The following is a 23,951-nucleotide window of genomic DNA, read 5'->3' on the forward strand; positions in this document are numbered from 1 at the left end:
ACCACGGATGTACTGGCACTGTCGAGGGCGTGAACCAACTAGAGCCGGGCAAGTCGCCCGGCTTTTTTTATTGCATTTTAGTCAGTTATGGATTGGAAACTTCGCATGACGCAGACATTAAGCAAAAGCCGCCAGCAAGCGGAAATAGCTTTTACCAAGTCGCAGAGCCAGTTCTTTGCCAGAGGCAAGGCAGTTGAAGAGCAGGTTTTTGCGGCACAGGCCCGCGAGGCGAATAAAGCTCCATTGCGGGCTCGGATGGCAGTAGAGACGGACCACCGCAAGAGAGGGACCTTAACCCTCACAAAATCCCTGCCACGTTGGCCTGAGATTGCAATGTCCGGCATCCCTATCATGATTTCAAGTGATTCGACCGTCTAGGAGAACCCATGCCAGATGATACGTTTGAGCTTCAGGCAAGCACGACTGCTTGGCAAATAGCTATGCAGGAAATCCTCCGCATGGTGGTCCGTGACCTGTACCAGTTTCAGGGTGAAGTCGCATTCACGGCACATATCAAGCGTATCGAAGAGGGTGCGGTAGATAGCATTTATACAGACCTCAGGCTGAGAGGTACGAATGAATGGACGGAAACCCTCGTGAAGGAGAAGGCGACCAATATCGTCACCACGCTTCTCACCTCGTTCACATTCGAACAGCCTGACCCCCGACCTAAAGCTACATAGCAGGCCGCATCATGTACGGCGGTTGGACGCGCCGCTAGCGGTTCTCAAGCCCAGCATGGATTGGAACAGAAGCGTCTGAGTCAACGGCCTTCCTCGTGCTCGATCATATTCAAGCACCGACTACTGTTGCAGCTCCGGTTCTGACCGAGCATCCCTCAGCGTTACCTTGCCCCACTGAAGTAATCCATTTTGGAGTAAACTCTGGCCCGTTGAGGACCAGGGAATGAAGCGCAGCGATTTCACAGACGAACAGATCATCGGCATTCTGAAGGAGCACGAGGCGGGCACGCCGATCCTCTGATGGACCAAACATCGGATGAGCGAAGGGGCGGGCGTGTAGAGCCATCCGCTAGTGCCGGATGACGAACGCGCGCGCATGAAGGCGTTGGCCGATAAACGCCCCCCTTGGCTATCGACGCCTTCATGTGCTGCTCAGACGCGAGGAACACCAGGTGAACCGCAAGAAGCTCTTTCGGCTCTGTCGGGAGGAAAGCTGACCGCGCGCAAGGGGTCGGCCGGAAGCGAGCGACGAGAGGCACACAAGCACCGACGCTGATCCCGATGGCAGCCAATGACCGTCGGTCGCTGGACTTCGTGTCGGATCAGTTCACCGTTGGGCGCAGGTTTCGCGGCAAGCCCCGGATGATTGTCAGCGACAGCGGCCGCGAGTTCACCAGCAAGCGGATTCAGAACGCCTTCATCGAAAGCTTAATCGGCGGCTGCGCGACGAGTCCTTGAAGAAAGGCTCTTTCTCGCCACTGCCCCATGCTCGATCAGCGCTTTCAAACTGGCGCAGCGATTACAATGAACACTTGCCGCGTTCTGGCCTCGGCTGACTGACCCCGGCCGAGTTCGCTCAGACCATCAACCCCCGACGTAATGGGTGCTCCGCAGCCGGATTGGCTCCGCACAACCCTCCGCTACGGCCCAAATACAGCAACCCAAAACCGCCGGAGCGAACTCAAAACCGGATAAAACCTGGGTCAAGGTCAATTTATTTGCAACCAGTATATTTTTAGAACACTTGGGAGTTCGAGGACCGACGGCACCCAGCGCTTGCTGTCGATCTTCAGAGTAAGGGCCATTAAATGGCCTATGTTGGCCACAAGCGTTGAAAACGGGTCATGAAGATGGCGGTATAAGTATATCAGCCTTGATTTCAAACTCGATGGCTAGGCCTTCAGATTTCCACTCCCTCTTAATACTCGCCGGAAAGCTTGCGGCCGTAGTGTCGATCAGCCGGGTACCGAAGCCTGCAGCCGCCCTTGACTTGGGAACTACCGGCCCCCCGAGTTCACGCCATTCAAGGTGAACAACGCCATCCGCTTGTTGCACCGCAATTGTCACCCTACCTTCTGGAACCGACAAAGCTCCATACTTGGCGGCGTTTGTAGCCAGTTCATAGAAGAGAAGAGCCATTTTAGTGGTGTGGCTCTGCGCCACCGAAACATCGCGGCCGATCAAAGAAATGCGATGGCCTTGTGCGTCTTGGTAGGGAGCAACGACTATCTCTATCAATTTAAGCAGCGTCGCTGTGCTGTCGCTTTGGTCCTGACCTTCAAGGCTGGCGAGTGTCATTTCATGCGCAGCAGCGAGTGTAGAGAGCCGCTGGCGCATCGAAGCCGCCAAGTCCGCAGGCGACGCAGCGGATTTAGATGCCATTGTGATCAAGCCGCTGGTGAGGGCGAATAGATTTTTTACCCGATGATGCATCTCACCGAGTAGCAGACGTTGCCGCTCCTCGGCGCGCTTTCTGCCTGAGACATCCCGAGCTACCTTGGAGGCACCGACAATAGTACCGTTTCCATCTCTGATGGGAGAGATCGTCAGGGAAATATCGACCAACGAGCCGTCCTTTCGACGACGTACAGTATCGAAGTGATCAACCTTCTGTCCCGCCCGAAGCCGAGAAAGGATCGTAGTCTCCTCCTCCTGTCGGTCCTCGGGAATCAATATGGTTATTGATTTCCCGATAACCTCTTCAGCGCGATACCCGAACAGCGCCTCAGCTCCACTATTCCAGCTCATAATCACACCGTTGATTGTCTTGCTTATGATCGCGTCCTGCGAAGACTCTACAATAGACGCCAACAGTTCCTTTGGATCATACGGCGGGACCGCCAGTGGGTTAGCAGGGGCGGAAACTGACCCTCCTTCAAAACCCGTGGGAGCGCCTCTCGGGTGAGGATAGCTAGCCGAAGATGTCATAGTTACAGAACACCTCATTCACTTATGAGCGATCCAGATTCCATAGATCCCGCGGGTTGTAAACAAAAGATCCGTGTTGACGGTTGCCAATCCGGATCAGAACCGTACTGTATCGCGAGTGGATGGACGGGAACATTAGTGATGCAATCACTCCCACGGATTTCGAGCGGGGTAGACGGCCTCGATCAGATATTGGGTGGCGGCTTCATCGAAGGCGCTTCTTACATCATCCAGGGCCAGCCCGGAGCTGGCAAAACGATTTTGTCCAACCACGTTGCATTCGCTAACGTCAAAGCAGGTCGCAAAGTCCTCTACGTGACCCTTCTGGCGGAAACACATGACAGGCTGTTTCAGGTTCTAGGCACACTCGACTTCTTTGACCGCAATCAGCTTGGCGTTTCTGTCTCATATGTAAGCGTATTTCAGACACTTCGGGACAGCGGTCTTTCGGCTGTGGTCCAACTTCTGCGGAAAGAGATCGCCCGCCAGGGTGCCACCCTGCTGGTGTTCGACGGATTGCTTAATGCGAGAGATCAAGCAACCACGGCACTGGATGTTAAGACATTCGTTGCCGAGGTTCAAAGCCAGGCGGCTTTCGTCGGATGTAGCGTGCTCTTTCTCACCAGCGCCCGGTTTGCGGATGACAGCCCGGAGCACACGATGGTTGACGGCGTAGTCGAGCTACATGAAGAAGTCGTGGGTGTCCGGTCTGTCCGGCGGCTTCAGGTCAAGAAGTCGAGAGGCAGTGCAGCTTTAGGCGGCCTTCACCAATTCGAGATAACATCGGCTGGCTTGACTGTTTACCCACGCCTGGAGGCGGCTCTTCAGCGGCCATCTTTCAACGATGAAGAACCACCATCACGGCAGCTACCTTCCGGTGTCGATGGGTTCGATGAACTGATCGGAGGCGGGTTGGCCGAAAGCTCGGTAACCTTGGTCTTTGGGCCTTCGGGTTCCGGAAAAACCTCACTTGGCCTAGGCTTTATCAATCGGGCCAGCGCAGAAGAACCAGCCCTGCTTTTTGGTTTTTATGAAACTCCAACGCGCATACGCGCAAAAGCCAGAGCACTGGGACTAGACCTTGATCGCCTGGTTGACGAGGGGCACCTTGAGATTATTTGGAAGCCTATGACGGAGAACCTTCTGGACAAGCTGGGTCATCAGCTTCTTCAGGCCGTAAGACATCGTAAAGTCCGAAGGCTCCTGATCGATGGCCTGGGTGGCTTCGAACGAGCGGCGTTACATCGACCACGGATGACGGAGTTCTTTACTGCCCTGACCAATGAACTGCGTTCGATCGGCGTGACTACGGTCGCAACCTGGGAGCTTCGGGACCTCTTCGGCCCCACAGTGACGGCACCCGGAGCCGAAATCTCCAGCCTGATCGATAACCTCTTCTTATTGCGCCACGTGGAAGACGAGGCCCGCTACACCAAAGCGCTCTCGATCCTGAAGGTGCGTGATAGTTCGTTTAATCCCGCTGCCCACGAGGTGAACTTCGGGAACAAAGGTCTTGCTGTCGGGGTTCCTCTCAAACCTGTTGCCAATGCCGCCACAGGACTGGCGATACCTTATTCGTCCTGATTGCGTCATGCCGGGGAAACGAGAGCAGATATGGCGCTAATCGTAATAGCCGAGGACGAGTTCCTTATTGCAGAAGTTCTGACCATCATGCTGGAGGATGCAGGCCACCAAGTGGAGGCTGCGGGACACGGCCTTGCCGCGCTCTCGCTCGTTCAGGAAAAGCGCCCCGATCTCGTAATCACCGACTTCATGATGCCACTAATGACGGGCTTGGAGCTTGCTAAGGTAATGCGAGCCGACAATGAACTATCGAGCATCCCCATCATCCTCGTGAGCGGGGCGCAGGCGGGCGTCGGGAGATCCCATCCTGAATTCTTCGATGCTGTTTTGGCGAAACCTTACGTTGAGTCTCAGATTCTGAGGGCGGTGGACGCTGCTCTGACCGGAAGGGATTGGCGGTAAGCCCTACGAGGCGCCAGAGACAACTCGACTGCTGAAACGACTGCGGCAGATTAACTGGTGGAACAAATCGAGGAAGGTCCACCTGATGCTGCAAGCTTTGAAAGCCAGCGGCAAGTTCCGCGCTCTCGCACAATGCCAGACGATGCTTGTCTGGCTATGAATCCGGAGGTCGCCAATTTCGTCTCTCGGCATTGGAAAATGATCCAGACGCTCAGGAGGCCGTCCTCGAACAAAGCCTTTTCAGCGTAAATTCGATCGCCTAATTAGTTTTGCTCGTTCAAAGGCACACTGAGTCAGACGGTATGATCAGCATCAAGGTATCGCCCCTCGGGTTCATCACGATTTCGTACCTTGCCGCTCTATCCGACGTTTGAGGCACCGGAGTTCTGTTCTACATTTTTGCCGTCGTCGGCATCTGGTACGTTCCCTTGACGAGGATCGCCATACTCTGCGTGGCATATTGTTGGCCAGGGCCACTGCCGCCACCTTGTATGGGCGTCTTGCCACTATTGGTACGACCCAGCCAGGAGCCTTGATCCGCTGCGAGCCTGTTTCAGGATCAACCTCGCACCGACAGTGAGTAGAGTTCGCAACTGAATGGCACGGGCGAAAGCGGGCGGACAAGGCGGATGCGGAATCGTTGACCCGCCTTGCTTCTGCCGAAAGGATTGCCGTCTTTTGACAACCCGCAAAACCAATCTGACCAATCCGAGACGGTCACCATCGCTGCGATCGAAACCGGCGTTCCGTCTGAGCTGGCAGCACCTGGGGCGACCTGCTGACCATTCGCATGGATTTGCTCAGTTGGCGCGAGTGGCGTTGCCAAGGACGTACAGGCAGTCCGGCGCAGCCCCCGACATCATCATGTCCGCTCTTGGCCTAGACAAAGCCGCTTCGGTACGATTGCCGCGGGCGCCGGCACGCATCGTAGGCGTCGTTCTACCTTTTTATTGGAGGGCGCCCAAATGGACGAGGATCTCCAGTCATTCTTGGACACGAGAAGCCCGTGGGGCGGATCTCAGCGTCGGAAATTTTGCTTGCCATTTCCTTCGGGCAGAAATCGCACTCGCCGAAGGAGCCAAAGAAGAATGCTTACGACGCGCTGCATCTTTTCGTCGCCATCGCCGTTAGACCTTTGAACCTAAAGGAGCAGACGATGGTTGAGAACAAAGCCGACAATGTAGGGACCAATAAACCCACGGAACCTGGCAACGACCGCTTTCGCGAGATGGTCGACACATCAAAAACGCTACAAGAAGAGATCAACGATACGCAACGCCGGTCCGGTCATCCGGGTCGGCCAGATGCGACAACCAAGTAGATTGCAATCTACCACCGGCCGGAGGCTTTGGCTTGTGGCACCCTATCGACGCCATCCGAGATTAAGGAGTCGAGGCAGGGCCCCCGAAGCTAGCATCATCAGTAGCGACCCGTCGGACATGGTATTTCTGTCAAACACTGGCAGCCCATCCTTGCTTTACTGTAGAGGGCGATGTGGGTGGATCTCTGTTCCTCAGCAGACGGAACCGCACATGAGGATGGACATGCACGAAATTGATGAGATCGACCGGGAAGACGAAACCGTTCAAGATTGCGTCGTAGTAGGTGGTGGACCCGCTGGGTTGACCGCAGCTGTCTATCTTACCCGCTATCTTCTATCGATAACGCTGTTCGATGATGAAAGCAATCGATGCAGGAGGCGCGCTTTTCGGCTCTAACGCGCGTGCGGTCGCTGCTGGGACCGACTAAAGTCTTTGGCGGCCCAGCGGATGTCAAGATCGCCAACCCCGAAGCTGTCGGGGGGTACCGCGAGATTGCTGTGCCCGCCAAACACGACCCTCTATAGGGCAGTGTAGAATCGATGGCCGGCAAGGAGGACGGCTAAGCTTGTCTCGCCTTACGGTTGGCGTAGCGCCGGTCGCGCTCGGCCTTTCGCTCCGCCTCATCTTTGATCACGCGCGATATACGGGCCTTTTCGGCGCCCTCGCGAGCTTCGGTTTCGGCCAGCGCTTGGGATTCCGCGGTTGCTCGCTGTTCTGCCGCCTGGGTCTCGGCGCGCACCCGCTCATCGTGCTTCAAGCGCTCGCGTTCAACGCGCCGTTCCTCACGAGCCGCAACAATAGCCATGCGTTCTGCATGCCTTGCCATTTTGGCGGGTTCTGCCGCAGTCTTTGCTGCCCGGTAGGCGTTGAGGAGAGAAACCTTGGCGCCTTCAGATGCGGCACGTCGGTCAGAGAGCTCATTGTTTTTGACGTTCTTCAAATTTGTATCCTGACAATCGGTATTGGCTAGTGATCAGCGCGTTTTTGCCCGCCTTGCAAGAAGGGCAGAAGTTGCCGAGGTTCGGGCGGCCAATTCCTTCGCCAGCCGCGCCTCTCGCAGCCTGTACGTCTTGGCGTCTCGGCGCTCGACCTCAGATTCAAGCTCTTCAACTGCGTTATTTTTCGCAAAGAACTGCGTCTGGATGTCGCCGAATGCTCTTTCAGCATGCTGGCGGGATTTACTATGTGTTTCGGTCATTGCAACTCCTGATGGCTTCGAACCGCGACTTGGAACAAAAAAGCCAGGCAAGAAGCCTGGCTTAAATTATTTGCGCTCCCGGCAGTGCCAGTACATCCGTGGTCAAAACGGAAGCAGATTACGGAATTAGGCAGACTGGAGATTGCAGGCCGACATTTTACCCGACTTCATGTCGCGCTCGAGCTCGAAGCCGATCTTTTGGCCTTCGACAAGTTCGCGCATTCCGGCGCGTTCCACAGCCGAGATATGAACGAAGGCGTCGGCGCCACCGTTGTCAGGCTCGATAAAGCCGAAGCCCTTGGTGGAATTGAACCATTTTACTGTGCCTGTGGTCATGATGATGAACCCTTTCAAAGCAAGATTAAGCAACCGCGAAGCCGAAGCTCTGCGGATAGTGAGAACGATTGATTTTGAGAGGGACGTTCGTCAGGCGCGGTGCTAATCGCGCGGCAACCAAAGTTCAGCAAGCAAAAGATCGATAAGCCATGGATAGAGGTTTCCTGTCGACAAGTCAACTTTTAGTTTCCCGTCCCGTTGAATAGCCGCAATCGCGCGGTAAGTGGGCCATATGGAAAAGGCACAGATAGACGACATCAATCTTCAAATCCTCAAACTGCGTACAGCACTGCCGATCTGGGGAGTCGAGGCCAACGACCTCGTCGAACTCGCTCGCAACGCCGAACGGGCAGCCGCGACGATCGATGAAAGAACGATGCAGCGGATGCGCGGTCTCATCGAAACGACAACCGGGTGGCACAACACCCTCCTCTACTGGGAGGAGCAGGACGCGGCACCGGCTCTGAGCGCCGACTTCAGGGTGTTGCGAGGATCGCTCGATGCGATGCGGAAGGAAGTTGCGAACGCCGCCGCGGTATTCGGCTCAAAGCTTGAGGCGCCCCACCGGTGATGGTAACGAGGCTGCCACACTCCCGCCGGTTGTCACTTCCACTTCGAGCTGCGTGAGCTGTTTCCCTCGGACAACATTGAACGTTCGTGTTCCACTGCACATATAGCGGTAATGAGTGTCGAATATCGGAATAAACAGCTTTCGGGTTTCCGTCCTTACGTGCGGATAAGATGACAGGCAAACGTGCTCTGCTCCTGGTGAACCCGAATTCACGAAGAGGCAAAGAGAGCCTTCCGCAGGTGCGCGAGCATCTCAGCGAGGCAGGGATTGCATTCATCGAGTTAGCTGCAGGATCAACCGAGCAACCGTCAGATGCCGTCATTCGTCTTGCTGCCGAGATCGACAGGGTTATCGTCGGCGGCGGGGACGGCAGCCTAAACGCTGCAGCACAGGGCTTGCTGGATACAGGCTTGCCGCTCGGTGTGCTTCCCTTGGGAACGGCAAATGATTTTGCCCGAACGATCGGCCTGCCACTGGACGTCGCTTCCGCCGTGGACGTCATTGCTCGGGGTAAGACGGCGTCGGTCGATCTTGGTGAGGCGAACGGTCACCCGTTTTTCAATGTCGCCAGCATCGGCTTTAGTGCGGATCTGGCGATGTCACTGACTGAGGAAGCCAAAAGACGCTGGGGTAAGCTCGGGTATGGCTTGGTTGCTGCCAGACTGCTCGCAAGCTCAAGGCTGTTTAAGGCGACGTTGGAACACGATGGTAAAATCGATCAACTCCGCACACTTCAGGTCGCGGTTGGCAACGGTCGTTTCTATGGTGGCGGCATGACGGTTCAGGCCGACGCAACCGCCACCGACGGGATGCTCGACTTCTACAGCCTCGAAGTAGATCATTGGTGGAAACTGCTGCGGTTGCTGCCGAGCCTTCGCAAGGGAACGCATGGTGACTGGGATGAAGTTCGCGCATTTTCGACAAAGGACCTGACGATCTGGACCAGCAAGCCGAGGAGCGTAAACCTTGACGGCGAACTGAAAACCAAGACGCCGGTCACTTTCGCCATTCGCGAAAAGGCGATTACCGTGTTCATACGATAAGTTTGTCGTCAAGCCTATCCGTCATGCCGTGGTGCAGATCATTTCTCGTACCGGCTGTCCTTGTGTTGATGTCGTCGGGTCATCCTCCCGCCAACTAATGGGCTCAGAAGTAGAATTTTTCTCGGGCCTCTGAACAAGGCGATTTGACGAAGACGAGCAGATGCAGCGAACTGAATCCTCGTACCCGGTTCAATTCCGGGCGAGGCTCCATCCACTTACTTAAGCACCGTCACAGCTGCAGACACCGAATATTTTTGGGTGTGGCAGTATGGGTTTGAATCGTTCCGCCACACCATAATGAGGTGTGGCAACTGTTCCCGGTTATCCTCGTCTCGCGTCCATCGCGGCGGCAGAGAGCTGCATTGGTCTCCAACCATTCGTGATGGACCCTACCGAGGTGTCCCTCCGGGTATTCCCCGATGGGTCGTCGGTTTTGACCGCGGCTTCCGCGACCCACGGGGATCCAAAATACTACTCAGGAATTATCCATACGGCGGACGAGCTCCTTGACGAGTAATAGTCCGTCGCTTCGGGACGACGATGGCAGGCCAGACGATATGAGCACCACTGATTTCATCGCGGAGCTGGTGCGAGCTGCCAATGAGGTTCACAAGCTTCAGGGTCGAGAGAAACGTCGCCTCCTCGAGCGAGCCATCGTCACCATTCGAGATATGCGTGAGGAAATCGGGATACCCAGCAGCGGCACGGCCATGGATGCTGTCGTGGACATCCAGGAGACCGAGGTGCTGCTTATCCGAGGGATAGCAACCAACGAGCTTGTGAAAGCTTCTCTCCTTGACGCGGCGGACATGATCCGCACGCTACACATCGTGCTGGATACAGAAACGAGGATCGTCACGATCGACGTACACTAATCGTGTCTCACCCTATCCCGTTCCCCGGTCTAGACTATCTGCGAAAAATGCAACGCCACTTCCACATTTAGCAGTAGCCGCGTCGCGTTGCCGCCCTATGTCGCGCTCTGCAAACCAACGCGGAAATGCGAGATGAAGCTGCGTGCGGGAGGTCGCCGCAACGGGCTGCGATATCTGCGCGATCGACGACTTGCATTACGTCATAGGGGACGGTGAGCTGTCATCGGAAGCTCACATCGCTGCGGATCGGCAGCTGATCCGCATTTGGGAGGCGTACGGAGAGCGAGGACATCTTCGAATGGAAATCGTTGCGTACCTGCAGTCGATCGGCCGGGACCTTTGTTATGCCGACGGTGTAATCGACCGGTCGCGGCAATTGGAACCCTCATGGTGGGCGCGTGTTCTAAACGCATCGAACATGAGGAATGGTGATGACCAGAAGAACGATTGTATTACTCGCCGCAGCTGTGATTGTCGTGATAGGTTTAGTGGCTAGCCTCGCCGTCCAGACAGTTCCCGATACCGCTCCCATCGCAGAGCCCGAACGAAACGATACAGTTCAAGACCTCCCGGCGGGGCGGGCCACGGGGAACGATCAGCCCGCCATTCCTGACGACGATACGTCAAAATAGCGGATCTTCGCCAGCGCCGGGGTCATTTACCATGCCCGTCCGAGATCTTGTAGATTTCGGCCCAATCCGCCGTGTCCCGCAGACCCTGGAAGGAGGCGTCGCGGGGTACCGGTGTGCGTCCAGGCGCGAATTCAATCTCTGCGGGCCAGAGCCGGCGCGGTCAGCACTAGCTTCTTTCCAGGAACGCGCACAGGAGGATTGCTGGCCGTCTTGAACTCGAACCCCCACGCTGCCATGAGCAGAGCTTGCGGCAACATCGCGTTCACCGCCCACAGTCACAGAAGGCAGTTATCCGCAGCTAGGTCGAGGCAGGCATAGCGTTGATTTCCCTGATCGACATCGTGCGGTACTGAGCCGGAGGGGACTTCGCCTCTCCCGCTTCGGAGTACATTGGCTAGGTCGAAGCTGGGTCGGCTCTGATGAAGTCGAAGCTATGCGGCTAGAGATCGCCGAAGGGTCATAGATCGGGGAAGAGCCTCATCCGATCACCTCCAGCGGAACGAGTCCGGCGCGGCGATGTTGTGGCCTTGGACGCCAGGCAGTGCTTCTGCGGAGAGGAGATATCAAATGGATTGGCCGGAACCATTGGTGGTTGAGCACAAAGTGCCTAATAAGGCGCTTGTGATCTGGAGCATGGCCGAAGCCGTCAACTGTCTGATGGGGGACTGGCCTACGAAAGACGGTCAACAGTACCACCAGGCACTGAGAACGTTGATGCTGGTACTTGACGGCAAAGGCGAGCCGGATGAAGCCCGAGAGGCATTCAGAGCCGCTGCGGCCGAAGCCGGATACTTCGTTCACGATTAGGGTCAACGCCACCCCCAACCTACGCTTCGATTCCGGCACACGATCTGAGGAACGGTTCGTTTCTCGGAGAGTTAACCTGTCCGACTGAATGCCGGAGGAAACGACATGGCCGATGATATTTGGGACAAGCCGATCGAGCTGATGGTGGACAACTCCGACCATTTCCATTGTGTCGGCAATAGCCGAGAGGCCATGGCTTTCCTTGCGATGCGCTGGCCGGGAGACCGAGATGCAGCCTACGCTGCTGCTCGACGAGCCTGCTTGAAGGCCATCGAAGGTAGGGCACGCACAGACGAAGCTCGAGCTGCTTTCCTAAGCGCTGCTGACAAGGCTGGGATCCTGCGACACTAGATCGCCTAAGACCTCGATACGGTAACCGACATGGCAGCGCCCATGAAGCAGGGTGCGGATCTCCGGGCTCACCGGAACGAGTCCTAAAGTGATTCGTTTATTCGGATGAACCGCGCGAGGTATTGCGTCATGTTCGACATATTGGGGACAACCACGTTCAAACCGGTGACGATCAAGCTCCGAGGCCAAGCTAGATACGACGTAGTCAGAGACGCCCACGAAGCTCTCAAACTGCTGGCATTGGAATGGCCAATCGAGAGCAGCCCCGCCGCTTCGGAAGCTACGCGCCTTTGCCTCAGGCTGCTTAACGATGATGCGGAACCGAACGACGTGCGGCAGGCGTTCGTTGTAGCGGCAAAAGAAGCATTCGCCCAAGTGGAGGCCTGACAGGTACTGGCTCACACATCGTGCTGGATACAGGGACACAGATTGTAACCGCCGAGGTACACTAGTGGGGTCTCGCGTGTTGGAATGCCTTCCGATCTCCGCGCGGTCTTGTGATTGCTTGAACAGAAGATCCCGACGCGTAATCTGCGACCGGGGAGGCTCAATCATGATCACCGCTCATCTGCATCAGCGGACGGACACACTGCGTCTTGAGGACGCTTCCATACTGCCGAGGGTCTTCGACCGGACCCGCGCTAGCTCCGGCATCGCAAAAAGCACGCTGGCTGAGGGCCACGCTGCTTCGTCTCATTCGCGAAGGCGTCCAGGATGAGACCAAGCTCAATGGAATGATTGGCCACGATAGCTTCCATGTGAAGTCGGCAATGGATCGACAAGCGACTCCGGATATTGAATGAACTAGTAACGACGACCGCGCGGCTGATAATGGCAAGGTCATAGGGGAGACGCCCGCGTTCTGCGCAAGATGGAGACTTGCGCCCCGTCCACCTATTATCCCGGGATGCGTTTCCGTTCCTCACGAGATTCCCAGTAAAACGCTGGTGGGTTGGGAACAAGGACCGGGCTTGAAGGTTCGGTACGCGTTCGCTTCTGTATTGCGTAGCAAATGGACTCTGACCGGCGTCTCGCTTGGTTCCCTCCCTACGATTGACCGGCGGATGACGCGAGTTGCATCATTTGTGAATGCCGGTAGCGGCCTACTCACCTACGCTTGGGTAGGCCATAGCGGCGCTGGGGTAGGAGATGATTAGGACCGATATTGGGGTTGTTGTTGTAACAGGCGTCGGTAGCGGACTTGGCCGAGCATTGGCCTTAGAGCTTGCGCGGCGTGGTCGGATCGTGGCCGGAATAAGTCGCACAGCCGAAGATCTGCAAGACACCGTATCTTGTTCCGAAGGTCCTGGTCGGATTGTTCCATTTCATTGTGACGTCGGTAACCCAGATAATGTTTCAGCTACTTTTAGCGGCATACGCAAGTTCGGGCCTGTCTCTGTTCTGATCAACAATGCCGCTGTCTATCCCCATCGATGTATTCTGGACGAGACGACGGAGACCTTTATGCGAGCGGTCGCAATCAATCTCGGTGGGATGGTTAGCTGCAGCCTTTGCGCCCTGGACGACATGGTGCGACAGGGCAGAGGCCGAATTTTGAACGTTTCCACTTTTGCTGACGCCTCCCCTTTGCCGGGCAGCGGTGCATATTCGGTATCAAAAGGTGCTGCCCGCATTCTGACTCGCGCGATGATCGCGGACATATGCGAGCAATATCCAGCAATCGTAATAAACGATTGGGTACCCGGGCGGTTGGCAACTTCTATGGGAACCGCGGATGGACTAGACCCCGTCATTGCCGCCAAGTGGGGAGCGGCCCTCGCCCTGTCGAGCGATCCAAGTCTGACGGGAAGCGTCTGGGAACGTGACACCGAGGTCCTACCGCCACGTTCGTTCAGGCGGCGGGCCTTAGACAAGCTGACTTTGAAACAGACTCCACAACCTAGGCGGCTGCATGATCCAGAGAGTGAAAGAGAACTGGTCGCGATGGAACGCTTGTCCCCTGCGCGCTGGAGAAGAGTGTTCTTTCCAGCGATCGGCCTGCTCTATCTCTCAGGAACAGAGCTGTAGAGACTGAGAGGGCTCCGACCTCTCGGGACATTGCGCTCGGATCTTTCCAGGATGGATATGCCAATGCCGAAGTTTTACTTTCACATCCGCACACCTCTAGAACTGGACGTAGACGACATCGGCACAGAGTGTGCCTCGGTCGAAGAAGCAAGGCTTCAGGCTGTGCGAGCCGCGAGGGAAATTATTTGTGAATGGATCCGGGAAGGCAACTTCGTCAATGGCGAGGTTTTCGAGATAGTCGATGAACAAGGGGTGTTGGTGGCGAGGGTTCCGTTTGCCAGCAGTGTATGGCAGCATTGATGCAGACGTGTATGCTTGATCACATGCTGCCAGGTCTTCTCATTTTGGGACGTGGTTTAAACGCTGGTTTATCAATGAGACATTCCTGCCTTCCATGTCGCTCGCTGGCGGCCTATGTGGGCCCTCAGGAGGCGCTAATGTCCGTACATCCACTGCCACTGCCCATGCCACCGCTCAGCCAAGACGAGCTTCGCCTTTGCCAGGAGGTGTACGACGAGATCATCGCGGAGAGATCTCGCTACGCACTCCGAGTAGACCGCACCTACCTGTCGATTTCGATCATGGAGCTATTTCGGAAGGGATTTAGATCCCGCACACAGCTAAAAATGATTGCCGGGTCTCTCCCTTTCGAATCGATGAGGAGGCGCGGATAGCGTTGCCGCTTTAGGTGGGGGCGGATCAACGGACATGCGAGATGAAGCTTACGCGAGGAGACCAGATCCAAGACTTCGTGCGGGGGACCCCGATTTACCAGACAACGTCTACGAAGCGATCGAAGCTCAGCTGGTCGTATCTCGAACGTGTCCGGCGCAAGGGATCACCTGCACAAGATCGTCGAATACTTACATTCGATCGGCCGCAGCTACCCACCTCCGCCACTCAACAACAAGGCGGGATTGTGTAGTCGGAAGCAGAGATCGGCAGGCGGGCACCTCACCTTATGTTCGTTCGGCTCGCGGGCTTATCAGCACTTCTGCGCCGCAGCAGCGGCCGTCTTCGCACCCTGCTGCTGAGCTTCGGCATCTTGCCCGGAAGTAGCTATATCCGATGCTTCTCCTAGCGGCATGTTGCTTCCGTCTTTCTCAGGCGATTTAGCTGCGGTATCGGAGCTGGTTGTCGTCGTTCCTTCGGCCGGACCCGGTTGAGCCTGACTTTCGGTCTCACTCTCCATGGGAGCATGGCTACCGTCCTTTGATATTCCCGTCTTGGCCTGCTTGTTGGCAGACTTGGTTACGTCCGCACAGTCAGCATTGCTGGGTTGAGGCACAAGTAGGGAGAGTGGAACGGCTATCGCAAATGCAAGAATCGGCTTCATTGCTTTTCCTCCTGTCAATTGCGTCGAACTACACGCATCGGCTAATGTTCCATATCTGTGACCGGTCCGCCGAAAACCATCGCTCGCGCCTTCTAAAACTCCTGCGCTCCACTATGTTGCCGGAGCAGCTACAACCGCCAGAAGGCGAGGAGCAAGATTAGCGCCCCGAGGGATAACGAAGACATGGTATTAGAAGACCTTTACCGCTTGTTGAGAAGCGGCCACGTTCAGGCCCAGGGCGTAGTCGATACCATTGCGCTTCCGGTGGTCGTTTTGGATCAGAGTTTTTGTGTCGCCACTGCCAACAACGCCTTCCTCGAGTCATTCAAGGTTGGGCGGGACGACGTCGTCGGAGAAAGCTTTTTCGGCTTGGGCGACGGCCAGTGGGACATCCCCGAACTTCGAAATCTCGTCGCATCAGTCATCCCAAAGGCGGCTGCTGTTATCGGATTTGAGGTACAGCACAATTTCCCCGTGGTTGGTCAACGCACGTACTTGATCGACATGCAGCGTCTGGTTCACCCAGATCATAGCAGCAGCAACATCCTGATCAGCTTCGATGACGTAACGGAGCGCCAGCGCCAGGCCGCTGAGACTGAGTCCATCATTTCCGAAACCCGCCATCGCATGCAAAATCTCTCTGCGGTGGTGCGAGCCCTTGCCATGAAGACAGAAACGAGGGCCGCACGGCCAGCGAATTCCGCGACACGTTTCTTGGTCGGCTGGACACGACCCTCCGTGCCCAGGAGATCTCCGCCAGCAGCGAGACAGCGGACCTTGAAACCTTGCTGAAGCTAGCAGTCGGACCCTTGGGCGCGGAGCATCTTCATTGCAAGGGACCACCGGTCCACCTCGCCAGCTCAAAGGTTCTGGCGATGAGCATGATATTCCATGAACTCGCCACCAACGCAGTTAAATACGGTGCGCTCTCAGTTCCCACCGGCGCAGTGCACGTCACATGGTTAGTCAACGATGGTCCGAAAAACCGGTCGTTTCTGAACTGTGAGTGGCGCGAAGAGAATGGGCCGCCAGTGACGCCGCCGGAGCGAACAGGCTACGGCACTGTGCTGATGAGGGTAACGTCTGCTCAGGCAGGGGGAACGGTGGAACTCATGTATGATCAACGGGGTTTAATCGCCATGATCAAGATTCCGGTGTAAGGGCGCATGAGGGAACGTAACGGAGAGGTGAATGAGCGAGTGCGCTGCGTCCTCGTTGTTGAGGATGAGATATTCATAGCTTTAGAACTGTCCGATGCATTGACTGACGGTGGATTTCGAGTTCTCGGACCGGCGAGTTCGGTTACTGAAGCCCTGGACCTTTTGGCCGGCGAGCGTCCCGATGCAGCCGTCCTTGATGTCAATCTGGGGAAGGAAAAGGTCACTCCTGTCGCCCTTTTCTTGAAGTCGTTAGGGGTGCCATTCATCGTTGCGAGCGCAAGTAATAGAGCTGAACTCGCACACATCGCCGTTCTGTCCGAAGTTCCTAACCTCGGAAAACCGACGGACTTGACGCGACTGGTCGACGCGGTGCGGGCTCTAGAGGGCTAGGTCTTCCCCCGGGATAGACGGGTGGATCGCACACCATATCCGGTACTGCGTGCCACGAGGTCGTGATACTCCCACCCGAGCGGCTACAAGTGCAGAAGCCGTCGCGACCTCGCGACCAAGCATTAACTGTAACCAGGATCAATTGTTCCACGCCGCAACGACTAGCGCTGGAAGTAAGGAGAAGCTGCCATCAATTGGGCGAGAGCCGCCAGCTTACCAGGATCGGTGAGCCCCTTCGAATATAGGCGGTAGACGATCCTGGACATCGCATCGCTCTCAGCAGGTTCTGAGCTTGCAGCCTGCGCTTTCATGGCCAGCCGATAGGCTCTCGTCATTGCGTCGAGATCTCTCGGTGTCATGACCCAAGGGAAGAATGCTGGAAGGCTTTGAATGCTCATGTCATGCCCTCACGTATCGAGGTTGAGGACCGGGGGCACCATCCGTCACCTTGATGATGGCCTACTTTAAGATCCACACCAAACTGGAAGGCGGATCTATTGTTCCGGCGTTTCTCCCCGGCCAATGACGCTCCGGCCCGCCTTTTTCCAAAAGCTCCCGCAACCGACTTGCAATTGCCAGCGCTACATGCCTCCCATCGAGCTCGACCCGGGGAGAGATAGGTGTTTAAACGTCATCGTCTGATTGAGGAGCCATGTTCGACGGAGGACATAAATTGACTGAGGTTGGAGACCTTGAGGACGAAGCAGGCATTTTCACTTGGTGCCTTGATACGGGGAAGCTCTATGGCGATTCGACCGTCGCGTCTATCTTCGGACTAGACCCGCATAGAACCGAGGTAGGCCTTCCGGCGAGCGCCTACGCGGACCGCATTTACGCTGAAGATCGCGGTGCCGTAGCCGCATTGGTCTCCAAGGCTATTCGAGATGGAAGACCCTACCGCGCCGAGTATCGAGTTGTTGACCCTGCAGGCTTCCCCAGATGGGTCCTGGCGTTTGGCCGGTGCTTCCGGGACCCCACAGGAAATCCAAAATACTACTCGGGGATTATCTACCCGGCGGACGAGCTCCTTGATGATTTATAAACTGGCGCAGTGCTCGGGGTGAGGTTAGAGCGAATTAATGAGGGGAATGATTGCGTTGGCCGTGGCGCTGATGGCAACGCCTGCTGCACCAATCGACATCTGCTCTCTGAGGCAAATCGCCCGGTTCGGGAGTTGACGTGCTTGGTCAATGGCGACAACGGCTGGGAGCGAGCTGGGAAGTGGAGGATGCTGGGCATCGATACGCCAGGGACGTTTGAGGCTGGATGCGACCATGAGAAGGTGGTCGGCAATCTGGCCACCAATCCCGGCCGTGGCCAATAAGGGTAAAAAGTGGCGCGGACGCTAGTGCTATAGTCGCCCGAAAGGGCTGAACAGGTTTTGTACCACTTTATTCTCTCACGAAATTTGCGCTGCTCACATGAAGGAGAGCGCGCGGCCTCCCGGCGCAAGTGCACACCGCGCGCTCCCACTGCGCTATGCCCAAAGCGCAGCATCCGAAAAGTCAGCACGGAAGTCGTTACCAATAGGGAGCGCGCAACTCTGCGGGCAGCTATGAAGTACGCGCTCCCAAAACGTAGCCTGGACATGGAGGGGGGCCACGCTCCCCTATAACGCCGATGGTCAGCAAAGGTTCCAGTCGGGCCAAGTGGACAGTCCATTTGGCATTAGGTAGCGCAGTTGCGCTGCTGCGCCTCCATCCTCTGAAGGTCTCGTTGACCACTTGTAGATCTCCGGCTTGCTTATCCTCCTGCAGTCCTTAAGCGATTAGGTGATCGAGAGGACCGGCTGATACACGATAGGTGAGATCGAGCTACCGGCGGAATCGTTGTCCCGGATCTTTCCAGACCGGATCTCTGTTCAAGCGGAATTGATCGTTTCAATACTTCCCATGACCGTCGGTATCGATCGCGATGACGAGCCCGTGGTCGTACTGCTTGTTAAAGAACTTGCCCTCAAATGGTAAAAGCTCATCGTTCAATTGACGCGGCCCGAAGCCACGATGATCTTGACTGGGGCACCTGTCGCAAACAGCAGAATCCAGCTTCAATCCATCCATGCTGCCCGGCGTGTCGATGTCGGTGAACATCCGCCGGATCTCCGGATGGGCATTTAAAATGTTGATGGCTTCATCCGCATTTGAAGCTTCGAGCACAATGAACTCTTAGATCTTAAGCGAAATTGTTATATCCAGCCGTACGAGCGCCTCGTCTTCGACGACAACAACTGTGATCCCCTTTTTTGCGTCATCCCTCACACTCTGGCAGTTGACGCTTGCACATGTGTCTTTCTAATATGGGAACCTGAGGAACGCACGGTTAGAAAGATTGATCCAAGGAGGAACTGGATTATCGTTCAGGGTCTAACGATGGAAAGCGATTCAGTCCGTGATCGACGGAATTGTCGCAATCGATTGTCGTGGTGAAATGCGGGTCAGCAACCCTCTCACTGACAAGCGAAAGCCCTCCTGAGCAAAGACGATTTCCGGAACCGTGCCGAACAATGATCCTAGCGCGGAGCGCACATATCTCGTTCCATAGCCCTGCCGCGTCGGTTCTCGCACAGCTGGCCCCCCGACTTCAGTCCAGTTGAGAGAGAGTTCAGAACTGTCGTTTGTGGCAACAGACCACAGGAGTTCAACATGCCCATCGGGATGCGAAAGGGCGCCGTATTTGATAGCGTTGGTAATCAGTTCGTGCAGGCACAATGCTAGTGTTGTTCCGGCGTCCCGACTAACAACGAGATCCGGCCCAGTGACATCGATGCGGCTCACGCCATCGCTGTTGTATGGAGCAACCGTCAGGTCAATGACGGCTGAAAGCGAAACCTCCTCGCCGCCGGCCTCAAAGACAGCGCTGTGGACATTCGATAGAGCCTGCAGACGACCGGCAAAATCGCTTGCCAGTTCTCCGACAGAGGTAGCCCCACGCCGCGTCATCTGGAAAATCGAGGTGACGCTCGCCAGGATGTTTTTGACCCGATGATTGAGCTCCAGACGCAGTTCTCTTTCCCGCTCGATTGAATCGCGGACTTGGCATTGGCGCAACCGCACCAACAGATTTGACTGGATTCCATTCACAAGCTCCAGTGGTGCGATTGGCCGCGTGTAAAAAAAGAGACGCGAGCCGGGCCACGATTTGAGCAACTGGCCGCGTATCCGTGCAAGTGGTGCCGTGCGCTCCAAAAGGACGATGATCGGCACTTCTGACCAGTCGGGTTGCTTGGCGAGATGCGTGGCAATTCTTGAAACAACCTGCGGGTTTAAAGCCTCATGGTTGATAACGATAATGCCGGGAGACAAAGCGAGATGCGCGACCAGATCGCCGTCCGCCTTGGCCGCTCTGACCTCGATCCTCTGTTCCCGAAGAAAGGCAGCGATGTAATCGGCATCCTTGCGAAAGGGAGCAAGGACGAGGACCCAGTCCAACTCACTTGCGGTGGGGACTGCCTTCATTTCGGATCAGGCAGGGGATTATAGGCGACTACACTGACGCTTCCGCTTTCGATGACCAGTTCACGGATATTGAGATCGTGTGGACCGTGACGTTTTTTGACCACAGTAATGTTTCGGCGAAGGCGCCCCTCATGCTCCATGATCCGCAGTAGCAGGACCGTGTCGCCAAGAAAGCTGACATCGACGTCGATGCCGACATTCTGGCCGATCAGACCGTGCTGAGCAACAATCAGCATCGTCAGGACACCGGAGCGGGCAAGGTACTTCAGCAGCGATTGAATGTCGCGAACCGCTTTTTCGCGATGGGGCAGCGAATTCAGGTATCCCGTCAAGCTGTCTATGACCACGACCCGCGACTTGTTTTGCGTTACGGCGTCTTGGACGATCTGGCCAAACTCGCCAGGCGAAATTTCGTTGGGATTGAAATCTCGCAGGATAAGCTTGCCATCCTTGTGAAACTGTCTGAGCTCCATGCCCAGACCTTCGGAGCGACGAAAGAAGGTTTCCAGCCGCTCCTCGAATAGAAAAAGAGCGACATTTTCTCCGCGTTCGAGCGCCGCCGTCGCATAAAGGGAAGACATCGTCGATTTGCCAGTGCCTGACTGCCCGATGACCAATGTAGTGGTTCCAGGCTCCTGGCCACCGCCGAACATTTCGTCAAGCTCGGCAACCCCTGATTTGATCAGCTGCGGTTTCGAGCTCTCTGATGCAGCACTGGGCATGATGCGGGGGAACACGACAACGCCCTCGCCTTCACGGATAGCCATATCGTGATAGCCGTCCGCAATCGGCACGCCGCGCATCTTTGAAACCTCGATACGGCGACGCACGCCACCATATTCCTCCAGTGACTTGTCGAACCGGATAACGCCGTGGGCAAGTCCTTCTACCTCCTCGCCGCTGCGGTCGTGGCCGGCCGTCTGTGTATCCAGAAGCAGGGCCACGACGTTCTTTTTTGCAAGGAACGATTTGAAGGCGATCAATTCGCGACGAAAGCGAGGACTATCACCTGTGATCAGCCGGATTTCGAGGAGTGAATCGTAGACGAGGCGGCGAGGCTTATGTTCCTCGATTGCAGCTTCGATAGCTTTTCGTGTCTCGTCCAGCCGTAGATCGGAGGTCAGGAAGATACTCTGGTCATCGGCCTCATTCACCGTGCCAGATGTGGACAACTCTTCGACCCGGATCCCGTCGAGCGTCCAGCCGTGCGACACGGCGATCGCTTCGAGCTCTACGGCCGTTTGAGACAGCGTGACGTAAATACAGCTTTCGCCGGCCTCGACACCGGCGCGCAAAAACTGCAGCGCGGCTGTTGTCTTGCCCGATCCCGGCGCACCCTGAAGCATGTAGAGGTTTGATGAAGGCAGCCCACCGCGCAGGATTTCATTCAGACCGGCGATACCAGTGCTGACGATAGCGGGCTTTTTCTGTTTGGGCATATTAGTTCTTCCGCTAATGCTCGGCACATATTGAAAATCGATGGCGCCCCATCATCTAGGGAACAGCCGAGTCGATGTTATATTTGCCTTTTTAAAAACTTCAATGAAGCCTGCGCTACGTGCAGCATGCCATGTTTATTTTTTGATGAAAACGGTTGCCCCGTAGGAAGACAGATTGCAAAGGATCGACACCAACCTTCTGCGGAATATCAATGGCGAAAACCGAACGCTGACGCCTCAATACAGATAGCTGCAAGCTGAGTCATCGTTTTTTCTTGCCGAGCTTTGGTTACCGAGCCGAGAAGCTCTACGGCTTCTCGGCCGAAGAAATTGTTCGCGGTCGGTCACCCGAGTGGCGACTGATTTTTTGGAAAAAAGAAACCTTCATCGGAGGCAACCCATCAATCAGCTGGTGGTCTCAGCCAAAGCCGATAAGCAGATCCTTCGCCTCGACCTGATCGCCGGCCTTGACCGGCACCTCGGCTACGATGCCGTCCCTTCTCGGCACGCAGGGTTCATCGCCTCAATGGAGAACAGCACGTCGCCTGCCTTAACAGCCTGGCTCGTCGTCGCAAACTCGCGGGAGATGATGCCCGGCATCGGCGAGCCGCGATGAGCGGCACTGCCCGCTTCCGTCGTGCAGCGAACCGCAGAACCCGTCTGGAATGCGGAGGTAAGGATGGTTCTCATTACCCATGATGTCGAGGAGGCGATCTATCTCAGCGACCGCATCATCATGCATCCGGGACCCGGACGCATTGCCGTCGACAGCAAAGTCGATTTCAAAGGGCCTCGCGATCGCGCCAGCCACGGGTTTGCCGATATCAGGCGGCATATCCTGCGGAGGCGTGCCATCTGCGCGGTGGTGGCCTGACATGTGAAGCCATGAAGGCCACGGCTCCCCCGCCCGAAAAGTCGTTGCGGCGGCAGGTCCGATATGCGGAGTTCTATCGCAATCTGGCGGCTCAGCCTGATCGAGTTCTGCCAGTTCGATGTATTCGCGGTCGTTCCTGCCGAGACTTCGACATTTCCGGGGCGTTGAAGGATTGGCCACCCCAGTTCCCGCCGGCTATCATGAAGGACGTTCCAAAACGCTCACCTTCCAAGGTGAACATAACCTCTCGCAGACGCCCATAAAGCGCTACATCGATGACACTGCGACCGATCAGAGAGTGGAAGATGTCAGCCCACTCTTTTTCGTCGCTCAAGCTTCCGCATGGAATGGATTTGGCATCTTCAACACGCCAACTCCATTCAATCATCAGGGTGTACTCCCTTTGCGGCTGTATCGGCGAGCCATCCAATTTCGAGGTCAGAGAAAGAGAGCCAAATTCAACAAAGATTGCAGAGCCATAGTCCCTCCAGACGTTAGAAAGCGAGCGAGAAAGGAGGGCAGCCCGGTAACGCCGGAAGAGATGTTGGGAGGCCGTTTCCGCTCTCTCTAGGGGAGAAACGCTCACGAACCCCTTCCGAACTTCCTTTGGGGTCCCGAGCGCCAAAAACGAAGGGCTGCTCATATTGGCAGTCTAGCGGTGCTTTTCTAAAGGGTCGCGCAGGAACAGGAACCGCACTCCGGAAGTTTGAACTGTGGAGACTACCTTCGTCGGAGGAAGATCGATGAGGAACTTACTTCTTGTGCTTGCCGTGTACGCGTCTGCCCAAGGTTTTCGTTCAGAGCCAGTATACGCGCAAGACCTGGGGCTTGAAATCGGCCCGAACGGTGTTCGTCCAATAATAAGAGACAATGATCGCGATCGAGACAGAGATGAAGGCCGTACCGGTTGCAGCCCCAGAGAAGCTCGAGCGGCAGCACGTGACGAAGGCTTGCGGGATCCGGAAGTTGTTCGTTCCACCAGGCGCAGCGTCACCGTTGAGGGAATGACCCGAAGAGGGCCAGATGAGATCACCTTCGCAAACGAACGTGGATGTCCCGAGATGTAAAACGTTGGGAACAAGCAATCGACTTTCTGTATCGACACCGGTTATGGGAAGACACAGATAAACAAGCCAACGGCCGTCCGTCATCCCTTGCGACGCTTCTAAGGAATTCCAGGTGCCGGGGCCGCCGCGTTCCCGTACTACGACAACGGCCACCTTCCACGACCTCGCGATCGAGGTGCCTGTGGAACGG

At 56.1% G+C, this 23,951-nt stretch carries 29 protein-coding genes and 3 pseudogenes; 21 read left to right on the forward strand and 11 right to left on the reverse strand.

The window, feature by feature from the left end:
* Positions 1 to 105: 105 nt before the first annotated feature.
* The 3 genes and pseudogenes from LH464_RS22435 to LH464_RS22450 form a co-directional block, all read left to right on the forward strand.
* Complete coding sequence (locus LH464_RS22435; protein ID WP_226788646.1) at positions 106 to 378, forward strand: hypothetical protein; 273 nt, start codon at positions 106 to 108, stop codon at positions 376 to 378.
* Positions 379 to 386: 8 nt separating this feature from the next.
* On the forward strand, positions 387 to 683 hold the full coding sequence (locus tag LH464_RS22440; RefSeq protein WP_226788647.1) for a hypothetical protein: 297 nt from the start codon (positions 387 to 389) through the stop codon (positions 681 to 683).
* 367 nt (positions 684 to 1,050) lie between these two features.
* Positions 1,051 to 1,658: pseudogene (locus LH464_RS22450) on the forward strand (integrase core domain-containing protein); the annotation flags it as partial.
* Between the two features lie 147 nt (positions 1,659 to 1,805).
* Here LH464_RS22450 and LH464_RS22455 read toward each other — a convergent pair.
* The gene (locus tag LH464_RS22455; RefSeq protein ID WP_226788648.1) at positions 1,806 to 2,891 is read right to left on the reverse strand and encodes a PAS domain S-box protein; all 1,086 of its coding nucleotides are present in this window, start codon (positions 2,889 to 2,891) and stop codon (positions 1,806 to 1,808) included.
* A 141-nt stretch (positions 2,892 to 3,032) separates the two neighbouring features.
* On the opposite strand from LH464_RS22455, the gene LH464_RS22460 reads away from it, so the two are divergent.
* Complete coding sequence (locus LH464_RS22460; RefSeq protein ID WP_226788649.1) at positions 3,033 to 4,475, forward strand: ATPase domain-containing protein; 1,443 nt, start codon at positions 3,033 to 3,035, stop codon at positions 4,473 to 4,475.
* A gap of 30 nt (positions 4,476 to 4,505) precedes the next feature.
* Complete coding sequence (locus LH464_RS22465; protein WP_226788650.1) at positions 4,506 to 4,877, forward strand: response regulator; 372 nt, start codon at positions 4,506 to 4,508, stop codon at positions 4,875 to 4,877.
* A 391-nt stretch (positions 4,878 to 5,268) separates the two neighbouring features.
* On the opposite strand, the pseudogene LH464_RS25000 reads toward LH464_RS22465, so the two are convergent.
* A pseudogene (locus LH464_RS25000) lies at positions 5,269 to 5,473 on the reverse strand (IS110 family transposase); the annotation flags it as partial.
* 410 nt (positions 5,474 to 5,883) lie between these two features.
* On the opposite strand from LH464_RS25000, the gene LH464_RS22470 reads away from it, so the two are divergent.
* Together LH464_RS22470 and LH464_RS22475 are read left to right on the forward strand one after the other, a co-directional pair.
* Positions 5,884 to 6,198, forward strand: a complete 315-nt coding sequence (locus LH464_RS22470; protein WP_226788651.1) for a hypothetical protein — start codon at positions 5,884 to 5,886, stop codon at positions 6,196 to 6,198.
* A gap of 223 nt (positions 6,199 to 6,421) precedes the next feature.
* Complete coding sequence (locus LH464_RS22475; RefSeq protein ID WP_315859738.1) at positions 6,422 to 6,595, forward strand: FAD-dependent oxidoreductase; 174 nt, start codon at positions 6,422 to 6,424, stop codon at positions 6,593 to 6,595.
* Between the two features lie 163 nt (positions 6,596 to 6,758).
* Here the strand turns inward: LH464_RS22475 and LH464_RS22480 are convergent, their stop codons facing one another.
* From LH464_RS22480 to LH464_RS22490, 3 genes are all read right to left on the reverse strand, one after another.
* Entirely contained in the window at positions 6,759 to 7,139 is a 381-nt protein-coding gene (locus LH464_RS22480; RefSeq protein WP_226788652.1) for a DUF6481 family protein, read from the reverse strand.
* Between the two features lie 33 nt (positions 7,140 to 7,172).
* Entirely contained in the window at positions 7,173 to 7,397 is a 225-nt protein-coding gene (locus tag LH464_RS22485; protein WP_226788653.1) for a hypothetical protein, read from the reverse strand.
* Between the two features lie 126 nt (positions 7,398 to 7,523).
* Positions 7,524 to 7,733 carry a cold-shock protein gene (locus LH464_RS22490; protein WP_183996295.1) on the reverse strand — a complete coding sequence of 70 codons (210 nt, stop codon included), beginning with the start codon at positions 7,731 to 7,733 and terminating at the stop codon, positions 7,524 to 7,526.
* A 232-nt stretch (positions 7,734 to 7,965) separates the two neighbouring features.
* Between LH464_RS22490 and LH464_RS22495 the strand changes: the two genes are divergently transcribed.
* The 8 genes from LH464_RS22495 to LH464_RS22530 all read left to right on the forward strand — a co-directional run bounded on the left by LH464_RS22495 (position 7,966) and on the right by LH464_RS22530 (position 14,340).
* Positions 7,966 to 8,304 carry a hypothetical protein gene (locus LH464_RS22495; protein ID WP_226788654.1) on the forward strand — a complete coding sequence of 113 codons (339 nt, stop codon included), beginning with the start codon at positions 7,966 to 7,968 and terminating at the stop codon, positions 8,302 to 8,304.
* Positions 8,305 to 8,474: 170 nt separating this feature from the next.
* The gene (locus tag LH464_RS22500) at positions 8,475 to 9,347 is read left to right on the forward strand and encodes a lipid kinase (RefSeq protein WP_226788655.1); all 873 of its coding nucleotides are present in this window, start codon (positions 8,475 to 8,477) and stop codon (positions 9,345 to 9,347) included.
* 557 nt (positions 9,348 to 9,904) lie between these two features.
* Complete coding sequence (locus LH464_RS22505) at positions 9,905 to 10,222, forward strand: hypothetical protein (RefSeq protein WP_226788656.1); 318 nt, start codon at positions 9,905 to 9,907, stop codon at positions 10,220 to 10,222.
* Between the two features lie 1,199 nt (positions 10,223 to 11,421).
* Positions 11,422 to 11,661, forward strand: a complete 240-nt coding sequence (locus LH464_RS22510; RefSeq protein WP_226788657.1) for a DUF982 domain-containing protein — start codon at positions 11,422 to 11,424, stop codon at positions 11,659 to 11,661.
* Positions 11,662 to 11,766: 105 nt separating this feature from the next.
* Positions 11,767 to 12,012 (forward strand): DUF982 domain-containing protein, encoded by a 246-nt coding sequence (locus tag LH464_RS22515; RefSeq protein ID WP_226788658.1) that lies wholly within the window; start codon positions 11,767 to 11,769, stop codon positions 12,010 to 12,012.
* Positions 12,013 to 12,141: 129 nt separating this feature from the next.
* Positions 12,142 to 12,399 carry a DUF982 domain-containing protein gene (locus tag LH464_RS22520; RefSeq protein WP_226788659.1) on the forward strand — a complete coding sequence of 86 codons (258 nt, stop codon included), beginning with the start codon at positions 12,142 to 12,144 and terminating at the stop codon, positions 12,397 to 12,399.
* 762 nt (positions 12,400 to 13,161) lie between these two features.
* Positions 13,162 to 14,040 (forward strand): SDR family oxidoreductase, encoded by an 879-nt coding sequence (locus LH464_RS22525; protein WP_226788660.1) that lies wholly within the window; start codon positions 13,162 to 13,164, stop codon positions 14,038 to 14,040.
* A 63-nt stretch (positions 14,041 to 14,103) separates the two neighbouring features.
* Complete coding sequence (locus LH464_RS22530) at positions 14,104 to 14,340, forward strand: DUF6894 family protein (protein WP_226788661.1); 237 nt, start codon at positions 14,104 to 14,106, stop codon at positions 14,338 to 14,340.
* Positions 14,341 to 15,025: 685 nt separating this feature from the next.
* Here LH464_RS22530 and LH464_RS22535 read toward each other — a convergent pair.
* Positions 15,026 to 15,376 carry a hypothetical protein gene (locus LH464_RS22535; protein ID WP_226788662.1) on the reverse strand — a complete coding sequence of 117 codons (351 nt, stop codon included), beginning with the start codon at positions 15,374 to 15,376 and terminating at the stop codon, positions 15,026 to 15,028.
* A 183-nt stretch (positions 15,377 to 15,559) separates the two neighbouring features.
* Here LH464_RS22535 and LH464_RS24740 point away from each other — a divergent pair, with 183 nt between their 5' ends.
* The 3 genes from LH464_RS24740 (at position 15,560) to LH464_RS22545 (ending at position 16,926) form a co-directional block, all read left to right on the forward strand.
* Positions 15,560 to 16,168 (forward strand): PAS domain-containing protein, encoded by a 609-nt coding sequence (locus LH464_RS24740; RefSeq protein ID WP_315859741.1) that lies wholly within the window; start codon positions 15,560 to 15,562, stop codon positions 16,166 to 16,168.
* Positions 16,169 to 16,251: 83 nt separating this feature from the next.
* Entirely contained in the window at positions 16,252 to 16,536 is a 285-nt protein-coding gene (locus LH464_RS24745) for a sensor histidine kinase (RefSeq protein ID WP_315859742.1), read from the forward strand.
* 6 nt (positions 16,537 to 16,542) lie between these two features.
* Positions 16,543 to 16,926, forward strand: coding sequence for a response regulator (locus tag LH464_RS22545; protein ID WP_226788663.1), 384 nt, complete (start codon positions 16,543 to 16,545; stop codon positions 16,924 to 16,926).
* A 161-nt stretch (positions 16,927 to 17,087) separates the two neighbouring features.
* Here the strand turns inward: LH464_RS22545 and LH464_RS22550 are convergent, their stop codons facing one another.
* On the reverse strand, positions 17,088 to 17,324 hold the full coding sequence (locus tag LH464_RS22550; protein ID WP_226788664.1) for a hypothetical protein: 237 nt from the start codon (positions 17,322 to 17,324) through the stop codon (positions 17,088 to 17,090).
* A gap of 254 nt (positions 17,325 to 17,578) precedes the next feature.
* Here LH464_RS22550 and LH464_RS22555 point away from each other — a divergent pair, with 254 nt between their 5' ends.
* Entirely contained in the window at positions 17,579 to 17,968 is a 390-nt protein-coding gene (locus tag LH464_RS22555) for a PAS domain-containing protein (RefSeq protein WP_226788665.1), read from the forward strand.
* 838 nt (positions 17,969 to 18,806) lie between these two features.
* Here LH464_RS22555 and LH464_RS22560 read toward each other — a convergent pair.
* The 4 genes and pseudogenes from LH464_RS22560 to LH464_RS22575 all read right to left on the reverse strand — a co-directional run.
* Positions 18,807 to 19,082 (reverse strand): response regulator, encoded by a 276-nt coding sequence (locus LH464_RS22560; RefSeq protein WP_226788666.1) that lies wholly within the window; start codon positions 19,080 to 19,082, stop codon positions 18,807 to 18,809.
* A gap of 225 nt (positions 19,083 to 19,307) precedes the next feature.
* Entirely contained in the window at positions 19,308 to 20,381 is a 1,074-nt protein-coding gene (locus LH464_RS22565; RefSeq protein WP_226788667.1) for a sensor histidine kinase, read from the reverse strand.
* Positions 20,378 to 21,820 carry an ATPase domain-containing protein gene (locus LH464_RS22570; RefSeq protein WP_226788668.1) on the reverse strand — a complete coding sequence of 481 codons (1,443 nt, stop codon included), beginning with the start codon at positions 21,818 to 21,820 and terminating at the stop codon, positions 20,378 to 20,380. Before LH464_RS22570 ends, LH464_RS22565 begins: the two co-directional genes overlap by 4 nt.
* Positions 21,821 to 22,238: 418 nt before the next feature.
* Positions 22,239 to 22,480: pseudogene (locus LH464_RS22575) on the reverse strand (biotin/lipoyl-containing protein); the annotation flags it as partial.
* 19 nt (positions 22,481 to 22,499) lie between these two features.
* Here LH464_RS22575 and LH464_RS22580 point away from each other — a divergent pair.
* On the forward strand, positions 22,500 to 22,694 hold the full coding sequence (locus LH464_RS22580) for a hypothetical protein (RefSeq protein ID WP_226788669.1): 195 nt from the start codon (positions 22,500 to 22,502) through the stop codon (positions 22,692 to 22,694).
* A gap of 743 nt (positions 22,695 to 23,437) precedes the next feature.
* On the forward strand, positions 23,438 to 23,761 hold the full coding sequence (locus LH464_RS22585) for a hypothetical protein (RefSeq protein ID WP_226788670.1): 324 nt from the start codon (positions 23,438 to 23,440) through the stop codon (positions 23,759 to 23,761).
* Positions 23,762 to 23,951 lie beyond the last annotated feature (190 nt).

This window comes from Pseudorhizobium xiangyangii, from assembly GCF_020531965.1.
Classification (GTDB): Bacteria; Pseudomonadota; Alphaproteobacteria; order Rhizobiales; family Rhizobiaceae; genus Neorhizobium; species Neorhizobium xiangyangii.